Below are 13,218 nucleotides of genomic sequence, written 5' to 3'. Positions count from 1 at the left end.
GCCGGGCACAGGTCAATCATGATCTTGCGGCCGGATGGTCGCCTTGTTGGCACGTTCCGCCGCTGAGCTCAGGACCGAGCCAATGACGCCGCTGGGCCGGTCTCGCTTCGGCAGCCAGTGCACGTACGTCTCCAACGTGATGCGCAACGTCCTGTGCCGAAGCAGACGCTGCACCTCCTGCGGCTCGACGTGGTTGGTGATCAGCGTCGTGGCGAAGAAGTGCCGCAGTGCGTGAAACCCGCCGTGCTTCTGAGGCCAACCAGCGGCATCACGCCATCCGGCCCACTCTCGGGACCACGTGCGATCAGTGAAGGCGTTGCCCCCGGGTGGTGGTGAACAGCAACGGCACGGTTCGCCGCACGGGCTCACCGGAGGTGATGTCGACCATCTCCACCGGTTCGGGCGGGAAGTCCCGGACGTGATCGGCCAGCACTTGACCCACGAACGGATCGAGATCGATGGTGCCCGATGATCTGGACTTCGGCTCGCACATTTGTCTGCGCTGACCCCGGCCTTGGCTGGCATGTATGACCGGGACCACGCCTAGGGGCGCAAATGGCCGGAGCTTAGCGTGTTCAGACTTTCTTTACTTGGTCAAGGGCGGGCCTGCGGCCCGCCGCCGTGTTCGCGCCGGGGCGCGCGTGCGGCCTGGCGGCCGGTCACGCCCCGGCGCACGGCGTATCAGGGGGCCCTTGACGGCCGTAGTGCAGCTCCCCGGCCGACCGGGCTAGGGAGCGTCTCTCGGATCAAGGCGGCTCGTTGACGAAGCGTGCCGGTTCGTCGATGGATCTCTGATGAGATGTGGGCGCGGCTGCAGCCGCATGTGCCGGACCGGTCGCCGCAGCGCGGCGGACGGTGGGCCGATCACCGTGAAGTGATCGAAGCGATCGCGTGGAAGTACCGCACCGGGTCGCCGTGGCGCGACCTGCCCGCCGAGTTCAGTTCCTGGAAGGGTGCCTACTCGCGGTTCCGGCGGTGGACCCTCGACGGGACGTGGCAGCGGCTGCTGACCGCGGTGCAGGCCGACGCTGATGCCGCCGGTGAGCTCGACTGGCTGGTCACCGCAGTCGACTCCACGGTGGTCCGGGCCCACCAGCACGCCGCCGGACTCCGGCCGGGAAAAGACCACGGCGCCACGAGCCGGTCGACCACTGCCTCGGCCGGCCGCGAGGCGGCCTGACCACCAAGGTCCATCTGGCTGCGGAGTCGCGCTGCCGGCCGATGAGCCTGCTCGTTACCGCTGGCCAAGCCGGCGACGCACCCCAGTTCGAAGCAGTCATGAACGCCATCGCGGTACCCCGCCGGGGACCCGGGCGCCCACGGCAACACCGTCGTGTGGGACGCAGGCAGTACCCGACCTTTGTGCGGGACGCATGCCCCTTGACGGACCGCTTGCATTTTGCAAGCATGGCCCGCATGAGCCTCTTCATCACCTGCCCGGTCGAGAGCGTCGAGCGCGCAACCGCCTTCTACACGGCCCTCGGCTGGGCTCTTAACACCGAGATGTCCGACCACAATGTGTCGTGCTTCGCGATCGCGCCCGAGCAGTACGTCATGCTCGGCAGCCGCGAGATGTACGCGAGCGTCGGCGGAGTCGAAGAGCTGATCGGCGGACCTCAGACGCCCTCGAAGGTCACGGTCTCGTTCAACCTGGGCAGCCGCGAGGCGGTCGACGAGCTCGTTGACCGCGCCGGCGCCGCCGGCGGGCGGATCGGTGACACCGACGACTACCCCTTCATGTACCAGCGCCAATTCGACGACCCCGACGGTTACCACTACTCACCGTTCTGGATGAAGGCGGACGCCGATCCGACCGCGTGAGCGACCTCGCCGCAGCCCTCGACATCGTCGGAGCACGGTGGGCCCTGCTCATCGTGGAACGGCTGCTCGACGGGCCACAACGCTACGGCGATCTGCAGCGCGACCTCGGCGTGCCGACGAACATGCTCGCGATACGCTTGCGCGAGCTCGAAGCGGCTGGCGTGCTGTTCCGCCTGCCCCTTCGACACAACACCCGGGCCTATGCGCTGACCGATCGCGGGCTCGCCTTGCGCGAGGCGATCGTCGCACTCGGCAACTGGGGCAAGAACGACGCCTAGGAACGTCTCTCGAATCATGGTTTGGTCCAGAGCAGGATCCCCGCGAGGGTGAGTGCGGCCTGGTAGTGCACCGCGAGCTTGTCGGTGCGCATGGCCAGGCCGCGCCATTTTTTGAGCCGGTTGATGCAGCTTTCGGCGACGTTGCGCTGGCGGTACTGCTGCTTGTCGAATGCTGGTGGCCTGCCACCGCGGCTTCCGCGGCGGCGTCGGTGTGCCTGCTGGTCTGCTGGCTGCGGGATCGTCGCGCGGACACCCCGGCGGCGCAGCCACTCGCGAATCGCGCGCGATGAGTACGCCTTATCGGCCAGGACCCGCTGCGGACGTTGCCGTGGGCGCCCGGGTCCCCGGCGGGGTACCGCGATGGCGTTCATGACTGCTTCGAACTGGGGTGCGTCGCCGGCTTGGCCAGCGGTAACGAGCAGGCTCATCGGCCGGCAGCGCGACTCCGCAGCCAGTTGGACCTTTTCATCTCGGGCAGCACCACGACGACGGATGTAGGTGCGGCGGACCGTGCCGTTGCTGTTCACCACCACGCGGGGCAACGCCTTCACCGATCGCACATGGTCCCGGGAGTGGGCCGGGTGGCGCGATGCCGCTGGGTGGCCCCAGAAGAACGGCGGGTTCCACGCTCTGCGGCACTTCTTCGCCACCACGCTGATCACCAACCACGATCCGTTTTAGGGCTCTGTGAGTTTCTGTCTTTTGTAGTGGCTGGTCTTGGCGGCGGCTTGATGTCGCCGCCGGAAGATGGACCAGCATTAGCCCTATCCGGTTCCCAGGCCGAGCGGGTTTGCCATTTATTGCAGCCGACCGTTGCTCGGCATCGACTCGCCCACAGGTCAACAGCGGTCGAGCGTCAGCGCCAACCGCACTAATTAGTTGGCGGATTCGGCGTGACGAGAACTACTGGTGGAAAAGACGCGACGCTGATCACGCTCGCCCTCGGCTTTGGCCAACCGGCACCGCCAGTCCTCGCCGCTCGGGAGAATCCCGGCATGGTGTTGCATTTCGGTATTGTCACATCCGTCCACCATCGTCGTTACGTTCGCCCTTCGCCAAACGCCAGGGTTTATCTCTCCGTGACGATCCGACTATCGTGAGTGAGAATTCCCAAAGAAGGAGAGGACCTCTCATGCCGTTGTCAGTGGCGGACCTCGCGGCGCCCGGAAAAGCACCGATCACGATCCTGTCGACGACCTTTCCGAACGTGTATTTGCGCATGGACGGCACCGGGGTAACGACCTGGAACGGGTCCGGCAGTGGGATCGTCAACTGTCAGTTTGGCGCGGGACCCTACGAGAAGTTCAAGGTTCTCCCGCAGGCCGACGGCTCGTTCGCCTTCGCGTCGGCGAACTTTTCGAACGTGTATCTGCGCATGGACGCCGCCGAGTTGCCGCAGATCCCCGGAGGGCCGGGCGGTGGGACCGTCAACTGCCAGGTCCACGTGGGTACCCACGAGACGTTCAAGCTTCTCCCGCAGGCAGGTGGCTCGTTCTCCTTCGAGTCGACGTTGTTTCCGAATTCGTTTCTGCGCCTGGTCGGCTCCGGGGTGACGGCCTCCACCAACGGTGGCGGTGGGGTAGTCAACTGCCAGTTCGGCGCCCCGGGTGGCGATCACGAAAAGTTCTTTCTCAACGTGGCCGCCTAGCCACGGCCCCGTCAAGTCCCTGGAATATCTTGACTAAACGGCCCTGACCCGAACCCGCCCGACGCATCGCCGACGTCATCGCCTGGTCCATCTTCCGGCGGCGACATCAAGCTGCCGCCAAGACCAGCCACTACCCAAAGACAGAAACTCACAGAGCCCTAAAACGGATCCCCTGCTGGAGTACTAAAGCGTAGTGTGTTCAGACTTTCTTTACTTGTTCAAGGGCGGGCCTTCGGCCCGCCGCCGTGCCAGCGCCGGGGCGCGCGTGCGGCCTGGCGGCCGGTCACGCCCCGGCGCGCACGGCATGGATCGGAACAAAAGTCACGTGCCCTCTGCGCACGCATCACCGAGGATGCCGACGTGCCATCACCGAAGCTGCGCCACTCTGTCCGGGCGATCATCCTCACGGAAGACCACCGCATCCTGCTCTGTCGACACGTCATTCCCGATCCACCTGGACGAGTCGTCTGGGCAACGCCCGGCGGAGGCATCGAGAGCGGCGAGACAGCGCTTGTAGCCCTTCGTCGCGAGCTGCAAGAGGAAGTCGGGCTGGCCTTAGATGCCGAACCACCACACGTGTGGCACCAGGAGTCTGTCTTACCCGGACACCTACCGGGCTACGACGGCGTGATCAACGACTACTTTCTCGTCCGCACCGCCGCCTTTAACCAGCGAGGCACCATGTCCGACGCGCAACTAGCCGCCGAAAATATCAGCGAACTCCGATGGTGGCGCCTGCCCGACATCATCGCCTACCCGGGACCCGATCTGTTCGGGCCCCGCGACCTCGCCGACCTGCTGACGGCATTGGTCGCCGGCGGCGTCCCGCCCAAGCCGGTGCAGATCGGTCTGTGAGGCCGCGTCGGGCAACCCAGCCGTAGACCTATGCCGTCGAAGTGCGGTACCGAGATGAAGCTGCAGGGGAGGAGCTACAAGCCCTAAGCATGGGGGCGGTGTCCGCCGTGCCCGAGCAGACGACCCCCACGCGAGCCGCCACCGCAGTCCAGCTCAGATCAAACCCGGCACCTGGGGTCAGGGTGTTTGAGTCTCCCAGACCGGCAGCCGAGGCTCGTCGTTGTGCACGATGATGTTGGCGTGATGGGTCGGGCGGACCGTAGCGAAGTAGAACTGTTGGGAGGGGATGTAACGCTCGCGCCAGCGCCGTTCGACTTCGGCCCGAGATGACACCCGGCGCTCTCGGATCACGGCACGATCCACGGTCTTTTCGAGTGCCATCGACACGAAGATGCGCAGGTCCCACCGATCAATCAGTTCCGGGCGCATGAGGAAGACGCCGTCGAAGACCAGCACGGCGTCGGCTGGGGCACTCGTGACCGGCGGGGACAGCGCAGTATCCGCGGTGTGGTCGTAGACCGCGTGTTGGAAGCGTCGATCTCCGCCCGGGCCGAGCGGATCGAGCAGAACCCGGTTCAGCGCGTCGTAGTCGTGGGTGTCGTAGTAGCACCCTTCGGCCGAGTACTCGCCGCGCGGATAGCGCTGTGCCCGAGGGAAGAGGAAATCGTCGATCGTCGCGCGGATGACGTCGCGGCCCTGTTCGCGCAAGACGACGGCCAGCTCGTCGGCGAGGGTGGTCTTGCCGGCGGCGGGCGGTCCGTCGATGGCAACCCGCGTCGGGTGCGCGACTGTGACGGACCCGACTGCCTCAGCCAGGCGGCCGAGCATCTCGTCGCGGGTGCCTTGGTCCATGTCCTGCCCCGTCCCGGTCTCGCGAAGGTTGCCGTGTCGGGCCGACCTTATGTGCGGCGGCCCTTTCGCGCCTGCCATGCCCGAGGGAGCGAGATTGCCGCATGCGGAAGTGGCTGCGGTCGTGGCCAAACGCACTGTCATGCCGGTGCTGGTCGCTCGGTACTGCGTGACCGTTCTGCCGCGTCCCGCTGCTGGAGGGCTCCGGGGCGGGCACGCCCCCACCGGCCGTGCCCTCGGGACGGGCAGGTTAGCGTCGGGGCGTGAGCACCGGATCCCCACGCCTCCTGCCCGCCGAGGGCGGCATCGCCGAAGCCGCCTGCGTCCTGCGCGCCGGAGGGCTGGTGGCGTTCCCCACCGAGACCGTCTACGGGCTGGGCGCCAACGCCCTCGACGCCCGTGCGGTGGCCCGGATCTTCGAGGCGAAGCAGCGGCCGAGCTTCGATCCGCTGATCACCCACCTGGCCGACGCGGCTGACCTGGCCGGGCTGGTGGGGCGGGTGCCGGCGGCGGTGGAGGCGCTGGCCGAGCGGTTCTGGCCGGGTCCGCTGACGCTGATCGTGGACCGACCCGCCGTGATTCCGGCGATCGTCACGTCGGGGCTGGACACGATGGCCGTCCGGGTGCCGGACGAGTCGTCCGCCCGGGCGTTGATCGCCGCGGCCGGGGTGCCGGTGGCCGCGCCCAGCGCCAACCGGTTCGGCCAGCTCAGCCCCACCCGCGCCGAGCACGTGGTGGCCGGGCTGGGCGCGGCGGTGGACGTGGTGCTCGACGGCGGGCCGACCCGGTGCGGAATCGAGTCCACCATCGTGGACGCCCGGGGCGAGCGCCCGGTGGTGCTCCGGCTCGGCGCGCTGCCGGTGGAGGCCCTGGTCGAGGCGGTCGGCCCGGTGACCGTACGGTCGGGCAGCTCCGGTCAGCCGGTGGCGCCCGGCACGTTGGCCGCGCACTACGCCCCGCGTACCCCGTTGCGGGTGGTCGGGGCAGCGGAGTCGGTGGCCGGCGACCGTGGCCGGCGAGGGCTGCTGGCCTTCCGGGAGCGCCCGGCGGAAGGCGACTGGGTGGCGGTCGAGGTGTTGTCGCCCGCGGGGGACCTGACGGTGGCGGCGGCCCGGCTCTTCGACGCGCTGCATCGGCTCGACGCGGCCGGGGTGACCGAGATCGTCGCCGAGCGGGTTCCGGACGTCGATGTGGGCCGGGCGATCAACGACCGGCTGGGCCGGGCGGCCGCGACCTGGCACCAGGGCGGCTGACGGCGGGGCCGGCTGTACCGCCTCGGGCTGGTCGGGTGGCGGGCTCGGTACGACCGCCCTCACCTGTCGGAGGGAGCCCTGTCGCCATCGGACGCGTCGGCCGGGGTGGCCCCTTCGGCATCGGCCGCGGTGGCCTCCCCGCTGTCGAGCAGGCGGGTGAGGGCGCCGTTGGCGAGGGTGGCGCCGAGCGCCGAGCCGGCGGCGATGCCCCAGCCGACCGGCCCGAGCGGGGTACAGCCGAAGAACTGGCTGACCCCCGGGGTCTGCACCACGAAGACCAGCACCCCGACCGACGCGGCGGTCGAGGCGAGCACCGTCGGGCTGGTCCCGCCGGCGAGCACGGTCTGCCCGAGCTGGGTGCCGATCAGCGAGGCGAGCGCCACCGTGCCGGCCCGGCGCTGCCGTCCGGTGTACCGGGCGAGCGTCCAGCCCACCGTCGCGCCCAGCGTGGTGGACGCCGCGCGCAGCGCGATCTCCCGGTTGAGGGTCGCGCCGAGCGAGGTGTCCGGGCCCTCCCGCAACAGGTGGTCGGCGTGGTCGGAGGCGGGCGGCCGGACCGCGATGGCCAGCGCCGGCGCGAGGTCGGTGAGCAGGTTGACCAGGAGCAGTTGCCGTCCGGTGAGCGCCGAACGGCCGGTGCGGGCCGCGCTCAGCACGCTGAACGCGATCTCGCCGAGGTTGCCGCCGACCAGGATGCTCAGCGCGTGCCGGACCGACGACCACATGGCCCGCCCCTCGACCAGGGTGGCGATGATCGTCTCCAGCCGGTCGTCGGTCACCACCAGGTCGGCGGCGGCCCGCGCGGCGGGGGTGCCGCGCTGGCCGAGGGCGATGCCGACGTCGGCCAGCCGGATCGCCGGGGCGTCGTTGGCACCGTCCCCGGTCATCGCCACGGTCCAGCCGCACTTCTGCAGCGCCTGAATGATCCGGACCTTGTGGGCGGGGGTGCAGCGGGCCACCACGTCGGTACGGGTGAGCAGCTCGGCGAGCGCGTCATCGTCGAGCCGGTCCAGCTCCGTGCCGGTGGCCACCCGCTGCTCGCCGTGGTCGGGGCTGATGGTCGACGCGATCGCCGACGCCGTCGCCGGATGGTCACCGGTGATCATGATGGTGTGCACCCCGGCCTGTCGGATCCGGCGGACGGCGGGCGCGGCGGACTCGCGTACCCCGTCGGCGAGCGCCAGGAAGCCGACGAAGACCAGGCCGTCGACCTGCTCGTCGGTGACGGTCTCCCCGGCGACCCGGCGCTCGGCGACGGCCAGGATGCGGTGCCCGGCGCCGGCCCGGTCGGCGAGCATCCGGTGCAGCTCGTCCCGGCCGGCGTCGTCCAGCGGTGCGTCGCCGCCGTCGGCGGTACGCCGATCGGCGCACCGCGGCACCACGGTCTCCGGCGCGCCCTTGACGCTGAGCAGCAGGCCGTCGCCGGTTCTGCCGACCGTGGCGTGGTAGCCGCGGGACGGCTCGAAAGGCAGCCCGCCCACCGCCCGCCAGCCGTCCGCGCCGACCAGCTCGTCGACCCCCGCCAACCCTGCCCCCCGGCGGACCGCCCGGTCGGTCTGCTGTGGCAGCTCGTCCGGGTCTCCGGCCGGGGTGGCCCGCAGCGCGACGGCCAGGGTCAGCCGTAGCGGATCGTCCAGCCGGTCCGGCGGGGCGTACCGGGTGCCGCCGCCGTCGCCCACGCAGGCGAGCAGCAACCGGCCCTCGGTGAGGGTGCCGGTCTTGTCGAAGCAGAGCACGTCGACGCGGCCCAGCGCCTCGATCGTGCGCGGGTTGCGGACCAGCGCGCCGTGCTCGGCCAGCCGCCGCGCCGCAGCGAGCTGGGCGGCGCTGACCAGGAACGGCAGCCCTTCCGGCACCGATGCCACGGCCAGGTTCGCGGCGGTCGCCGCCGTCTCCGCCAGGGGTACGCCGCGCAGCAGACCCACCCCGGCCACCGCCACCGCCGAGCCGGCGGCCAGCGGGATCGCCGAGCTCGTCAGCCGACCGAGTCGGGCCTCCACCCCGCTGGCCGGGGGCGACTGCCGGGCCAGCGCCAGGCTCCGCCCGGCCTCGGTGCCCGCGCCGGTGGCCACCACCACGGCGGTGCCGTGACCGGTGGCGATCGTGGTGCCCTCGTACAGCATGGAGCGCCGGTCCGCGACGGCGGCGGCGACCACCGGGTCGGCGGTCTTCCCCACCGGCAGCGACTCGCCGGTCAGCGACGACTCGTCAGCCTCCAGGCCGTCCGTCGCCAGCACCCGGCAGTCCGCCGGTACGGCGTCGCCGGGCCCGAGCACGATCACGTCCCCCGGGACCAGGTCGTCCGCGGGCACCGGCCTTTCCTCGCCGTCCCGGCGGACCCGGGCGGTGACCGCCGAACGGGACAGCAGCTCGGCCAGGGACCGTTCGGTGTTGCGTTGGTGTACCGCCCCCACCAGGGCTGATCCGGCCACCACCCCGCCGACGAGGGCCGCGTCGACCAGCGAGCCGAAGCTCGCCGAGAGCACCGCGCCGGCGGCGAGCACCGGCGTGAGCGGGTTGGCCAGCTCGTCGACGAAGGCGCGGAGCAGCCCGGACGGGCCGGTCCCCTCGCCGGTCCCGCCGCCGCAGCGGCGCTCCGCCTCGGCGGAGTCCAACCCTTCGACGTCGGTGTCGAGCTGGCGGAGCACGGCGTCGACCGGCATGAGGTGCCAGGCGGTCACGGCCGGGACCGGGGAGTCTGCGCGGTCCGGCAGCCGACCCGCCCGCCACACCCCGTGCAGAAAGGCCAGGGCGGCGGTCCCGTTGACGGTGTTCAGCGACAGTCTCGGCAGCCTCCGGGGCTCGGCCGTGAACGCCCCCAGCGCGGCCAGGCCGGTGCCGGCCATGGACAGCCGGATGTTCTGTTCGGTCATTCGGCGGGCCACCCCGGCCGCCTCGATGATCAGCGCGGTGATCCGCAGGTCGGTGCCGACCAGCAGGTGCGCGCCCCAGGGCGGCAGGTCCTCCGGGCCGGCCAGCCCCAGCCCGCAGTCGGCCGCGCCCAGCGCCGCCCGGTCGGAGGAGAGCAGCATCACCACCGCGCCCTCGCGCTGCAACCGGCGGACGGTCTCGGCGATCCGGTTGCCGCCGGGCAGCACGGCGTCGGCGAAGGCGTACCGGCCGTCCTCGTCGTCGCCGGCCACCACCAGGCGCAGGCCGGCCCGGCGGGAGACGGTCGGCAGCGCGTCCATGGCCGGGGCGGGTTCGGGCTCCACCCGGAGCAGGGCGGCCAGTCGGCCCCCCTCGGCGAGGCCGAGCAGGGTGGCGCCGTCCGCCCGCATCCGCCGGCTGTCGTCGGTGTCGCCCGGGTCGGTGGCGTCGAGCTCGTCCAACGGCCCGAGCCGCCACCCGTCGGCCTCCTGCGTCCGGTTCGGGGCGGCCGGGTCGAAGAGGGCGAAGGCGCGGGCCGCCACCTGTCCGGTGTCCGCCCCGGACAGCGGGGCCAGATCGGCCAGCACCCCCCGGTTCGAGCCGAGCACCGCCGTGTCCAACACCACCGTGTCGATCCGATCCAGTTCCCGCAGCACGCTGCGATCCATGGCGATCACGCCGCGCCGGGCGAGCATCCGTCCGAGCTGGGCCGCGTACCCCTCGCGGCCGCTGCCCGGGGCCTTGGGGAGGCTGGACAGCGCCACCGCGGCGGCCCGTTTGGGACCGACCACCGGCACCGCCGCCGCGCCGGCCGCCGCCCCCGCGGCGAGCATCCGTTGGGCGAACCGCTCGACGAGGCCGTCCGGCTTCGGGTTCGGCCGGCCGGCCGTGGGCGCCCGGGCGACGGCCCGCTCCGGGTCGCCGGTGAGCTGGGGCTCGGCCTTCGTCCAGGCTACGAGCTGGGCGTGCGCCTCGCCCCACCGCACGATCCGTTGTGCGCCGTCCAGCACGATCCCGGTCCAGCCGCCGGTCAGTCCCTGGACGACCGCCTCGGCGAGCGGGAAGAGCAGTTCGGCGCGGGGATCGGCGCGTAGCCCCCGACTGGCCAGGGCGTGCAGCTTCGGGTGCAGGTCGACGGCGGCGAGCACCCCGGCCACCTCGGCCGGGACCGGGGTGAACGGCAGGATCCGGGTGGCCGCCGACAGGGTCAGGCCGAGCGCGTCCGAGGCGAGCGCGCCGAGGGTGCGGGGCGTGCGCGGCCCCTCCTCCGGCGGGTGTGGCGGGGGGATCTCGGGGTCCGGTTCGTGCTCGCAGGTGCGTTCGCACCGGGCGATCGTGGCGATCAGGTCACGCAGCCTCGGCTCCGGCTCCCCGACCTCCACCACCACCCTGCCCGAGGGGGCGTTGACCCTGGCCCACCGCACGCCGGGCAGCAGCTGTAGCTCCCGCTCCACCTGGCGGGCCAGCCTGTCGCCGCCGTCCTGGCAGACGCCGTGCACCTCGATGTGGTGCCGCCCGGGCCGAGACCAGACCCGGCGTCGGGCCAGGCCCGCCAGCCGGGCCAGCCGGGCCGCGGCGGCACCGGCGGTACGTGACGCGTCGCCGACCAGGTGCGGGACGGCTCGGGACGCGTCGCCGACGAGGTGCGGCACCGCCCGTGACGCGTCGCCGACGAGGGGTGGCACCGCCACCGACGGCAGGAGGCGGCCGGTCACCCGGCCCAGCAACGTCATCGAGCGGTACGGCCGGAGATCGGCCGGCCGGGCCTCCCCGTGCCGCCGTTGCCCCCACCGTGCCCCATTTCGCCTCCCACGCTCGGTCCCGGCGGGCTGCCTTCCCGCCCGTACGCCCGTTATTCCCCGTCAGCGGGGAGTTTCCGCAGTCGACGGGGACGGACCGGAGCGCGGGTGGGAGCCGGGTGGACGCCGAGACTCCGGTCACCTCCGACTTGACTTCCATCGGGGTTCAGGGCGGAAGCTGGCCGCATGTCGTGGGAACTGTTCATGCCGCAGGCGGGCCGAGGGCTGCCGGTGGGCGGGCGTCGTCGTCGGGACGCGTCACGGCGGGCCCCGGGCCGGCTGTCCGGTCCGGCCGGTCGCCGGTGACCCCCGTGGTCGCATGCCAGGTCGCGCCGGAGCGCCTGTTCGCCCCGCGCCTGCGGGCCATGACGGTGGGCGTGGTGGCCCTGGTCTCGCTGGTCGCGTTCGAGGCGCTCGCCGTCGGCACCGCGATGCCCACAGTCGCCCGCAACCTCGACGGGCTGTCCTGGTACGGGTTGGCGTTCGGCGGTCCCTTCGCCTCCGGCGTGGTGGCCATGGTGGTCTCCGGCATCTGGTGCGACGCCCGGGGTCCCCGTGCACCTGTGTGGCACGGGGTGGGCTGGTTCGTCGCCGGGCTCCTGCTCGCCGGTACCGCGTCGACCATGGGCGTGCTGGTGGCGGGTCGGTTGGTGCAGGGCTTCGGCTCCGGCCTGCTCTCGGTGGCGTTGTACGTGGTGGTGGGGCGGGCGTACCCGGAGGCGCTGCACCGGCGGATCTTCGCCGCGTTCGCGGCGGCCTGGGTCGTACCGTCGCTGGTCGGGCCGGCGCTGGCCGGGCTGATCGTCGAGCACCTCGGCTGGCGCTGGGTCTTCCTGGCGGTGCCGGCGGTGGCGGTGCCGGCTGTGCTGCTCATTGAGCCGGGCCTGCGGGCCGTCGCCTCGCCCGCCGTCCGGCTGGCTGCGGGCGTGGCGGCCCGGGTCGGTTGGGCCTGCGGGGCGGGGGTGAGCGCCGCGCTGCTGCACTACGGGGGGCAGCAGCGCGGCGCGTCGGCGGTCGGCCTGGTGGTGGCGGCGCTCGCCGGCCTGCTGTGCTGCGCCCCACGCCTGCTGCCGGCCGGCTTCCTGCGGGCCGGCCGGGGCCTGCCGACGGTGGTCGGGTTGCGCGGTCTGGCCTCCGCCGCGTTCGCCAGCGCGGAGATGGTGATCCCGCTGATGCTCTCCCGGGAGCGCGGGCTGTCGCCGACCGAGGCGGGCCTGCTGCTCACCGTCGGGGCGCTCTCCTGGTCGGCCGGGTCCTGGTTGCAGGGCCGGCTGCCGGCGCCGGGCAGCGCCCGGGGGAGCGGGGGCCGGGCGCGGCTGCCCGTGCCCGGTTCGCCGGCCGTCCTCGTACGCGCCGGGCTGGTCTGTATCGCCGTCGGGACGGCCACGGTGGCGCTCGCGGTGTGGCCGGCGGTGCCGCTGCCGGTCGGAGTGCTCGGCTGGGCCGTCGCCGGGCTCGGAATGGGGCTCCTGTACCCGTCGCTGTCGGTGCTCACCCTGGAGCTGTCGGCCCCCGGCGAGCAGGGGCGCAACAGTTCCTCCCTGCAACTGGGCGACTCGCTGTTCGCGGCGTCGGTGCTGGCGCTGACCGGCGCGGTGCTCGCGGTCGGGTCGGCGCCGGGCCCGGGCAGCTACACCGCCGTTCTCGTGCTGGCCGCAGCCCTGGCCGCGTTGGGCGTCCTCCTCGCCGGACGGGTGGTTCCGGCCCGGGCCCGGCCGGCCGGATGACGGAGCCGCTCCACCGTGACCCGGACGGGCACCCGTAGCTGGGTCGGCCACCTGGCCGACACGGACGGGGGAACCGGCCGGAGATGAGAACTCCACTCGTTCGCCGGCTGCCTACGG

12 protein-coding genes are annotated in these 13,218 nt (G+C 72.2%); 7 read left to right on the top strand and 5 right to left on the bottom strand.

What is annotated here, in order from left to right:
• Positions 1-12 precede the first annotated feature (12 nt).
• Both ACH4T9_RS26690 and ACH4T9_RS26685 read right to left on the bottom strand, forming a co-directional pair.
• Positions 13-369, bottom strand: a complete 357-nt coding sequence (locus ACH4T9_RS26690; protein WP_396671831.1) for a tyrosine-type recombinase/integrase — start codon at positions 367-369, stop codon at positions 13-15.
• A complete protein-coding gene (locus ACH4T9_RS26685; protein WP_396672088.1) occupies positions 305-493 on the bottom strand; it encodes a hypothetical protein in 189 nt (62 codons plus the stop codon). The genes ACH4T9_RS26690 and ACH4T9_RS26685 overlap by 65 nt, the downstream gene beginning before the upstream one ends.
• A gap of 276 nt (positions 494-769) precedes the next feature.
• On the opposite strand from ACH4T9_RS26685, the gene ACH4T9_RS26680 reads away from it, so the two are divergent.
• From ACH4T9_RS26680 to ACH4T9_RS26670, 3 genes are all read left to right on the top strand, one after another.
• The gene (locus tag ACH4T9_RS26680) at positions 770-1,180 is read left to right on the top strand and encodes an IS5 family transposase (protein WP_396671830.1); all 411 of its coding nucleotides are present in this window, start codon (positions 770-772) and stop codon (positions 1,178-1,180) included.
• Positions 1,181-1,416: 236 nt separating this feature from the next.
• Positions 1,417-1,821, top strand: coding sequence for a VOC family protein (locus ACH4T9_RS26675; protein ID WP_396671829.1), 405 nt, complete (start codon positions 1,417-1,419; stop codon positions 1,819-1,821).
• Positions 1,818-2,099 (top strand): winged helix-turn-helix transcriptional regulator, encoded by a 282-nt coding sequence (locus ACH4T9_RS26670; RefSeq protein ID WP_387017075.1) that lies wholly within the window; start codon positions 1,818-1,820, stop codon positions 2,097-2,099. Before ACH4T9_RS26675 ends, ACH4T9_RS26670 begins: the two co-directional genes overlap by 4 nt.
• A 14-nt stretch (positions 2,100-2,113) precedes the next feature.
• Here ACH4T9_RS26670 and ACH4T9_RS26665 read toward each other — a convergent pair whose 3' ends face one another.
• Positions 2,114-2,761, bottom strand: coding sequence for a transposase (locus ACH4T9_RS26665; protein WP_396671828.1), 648 nt, complete (start codon positions 2,759-2,761; stop codon positions 2,114-2,116).
• Between the two features lie 470 nt (positions 2,762-3,231).
• On the opposite strand from ACH4T9_RS26665, the gene ACH4T9_RS26660 reads away from it, so the two are divergent.
• Both ACH4T9_RS26660 and ACH4T9_RS26655 read left to right on the top strand, forming a co-directional pair.
• Positions 3,232-3,747, top strand: coding sequence for a fascin domain-containing protein (locus ACH4T9_RS26660; RefSeq protein ID WP_396671827.1), 516 nt, complete (start codon positions 3,232-3,234; stop codon positions 3,745-3,747).
• Positions 3,748-4,107: 360 nt separating this feature from the next.
• Positions 4,108-4,602 carry an NUDIX hydrolase gene (locus tag ACH4T9_RS26655; protein ID WP_396671826.1) on the top strand — a complete coding sequence of 165 codons (495 nt, stop codon included), beginning with the start codon at positions 4,108-4,110 and terminating at the stop codon, positions 4,600-4,602.
• 177 nt (positions 4,603-4,779) lie between these two features.
• Here the strand turns inward: ACH4T9_RS26655 and ACH4T9_RS26650 are convergent, their stop codons facing one another.
• On the bottom strand, positions 4,780-5,454 hold the full coding sequence (locus ACH4T9_RS26650; RefSeq protein ID WP_396671825.1) for a cytidylate kinase family protein: 675 nt from the start codon (positions 5,452-5,454) through the stop codon (positions 4,780-4,782).
• A 284-nt stretch (positions 5,455-5,738) separates the two neighbouring features.
• Between ACH4T9_RS26650 and ACH4T9_RS26645 the strand changes: the two genes are divergently transcribed.
• Complete coding sequence (locus tag ACH4T9_RS26645; protein WP_396672070.1) at positions 5,739-6,704, top strand: L-threonylcarbamoyladenylate synthase; 966 nt, start codon at positions 5,739-5,741, stop codon at positions 6,702-6,704.
• Between the two features lie 59 nt (positions 6,705-6,763).
• Here the strand turns inward: ACH4T9_RS26645 and ACH4T9_RS26640 are convergent, their stop codons facing one another.
• Positions 6,764-11,308 carry an HAD-IC family P-type ATPase gene (locus ACH4T9_RS26640; RefSeq protein WP_396671824.1) on the bottom strand — a complete coding sequence of 1,515 codons (4,545 nt, stop codon included), beginning with the start codon at positions 11,306-11,308 and terminating at the stop codon, positions 6,764-6,766.
• A 377-nt stretch (positions 11,309-11,685) separates the two neighbouring features.
• Between ACH4T9_RS26640 and ACH4T9_RS26635 the strand changes: the two genes are divergently transcribed.
• Positions 11,686-13,101 carry an MFS transporter gene (locus ACH4T9_RS26635; RefSeq protein WP_396671823.1) on the top strand — a complete coding sequence of 472 codons (1,416 nt, stop codon included), beginning with the start codon at positions 11,686-11,688 and terminating at the stop codon, positions 13,099-13,101.
• The last annotated feature ends 117 nt before the right edge of the window (positions 13,102-13,218 follow it).

The sequence above is a fragment of the Micromonospora sp. NPDC020750 genome (assembly GCF_044334565.1).
Taxonomy (GTDB): domain Bacteria; phylum Actinomycetota; class Actinomycetes; order Mycobacteriales; family Micromonosporaceae; genus Micromonospora.
Note: the sequence above shows the minus strand (reverse complement) of the source record. Positions and strands in the feature narration are given on the sequence as shown.

What these genes read in the sequence shown, in the direction of transcription:
- ACH4T9_RS26675 (WP_396671829.1), top strand. Translation starts at nt 1,417, where the DNA reads ATGAGCCTCTTCATCACCTGCCCGGTCGAGAGCGTCGAGCGCGCAACC.
- ACH4T9_RS26640 (WP_396671824.1), bottom strand. Translation starts at nt 11,308, where the DNA reads ATGACGTTGCTGGGCCGGGTGACCGGCCGCCTCCTGCCGTCGGTGGCG.
- ACH4T9_RS26660 (WP_396671827.1), top strand. Translation starts at nt 3,232, where the DNA reads ATGCCGTTGTCAGTGGCGGACCTCGCGGCGCCCGGAAAAGCACCGATC.
- ACH4T9_RS26685 (WP_396672088.1), bottom strand. Translation starts at nt 493, where the DNA reads ATGTGCGAGCCGAAGTCCAGATCATCGGGCACCATCGATCTCGATCCG.
- ACH4T9_RS26650 (WP_396671825.1), bottom strand. Translation starts at nt 5,454, where the DNA reads ATGGACCAAGGCACCCGCGACGAGATGCTCGGCCGCCTGGCTGAGGCA.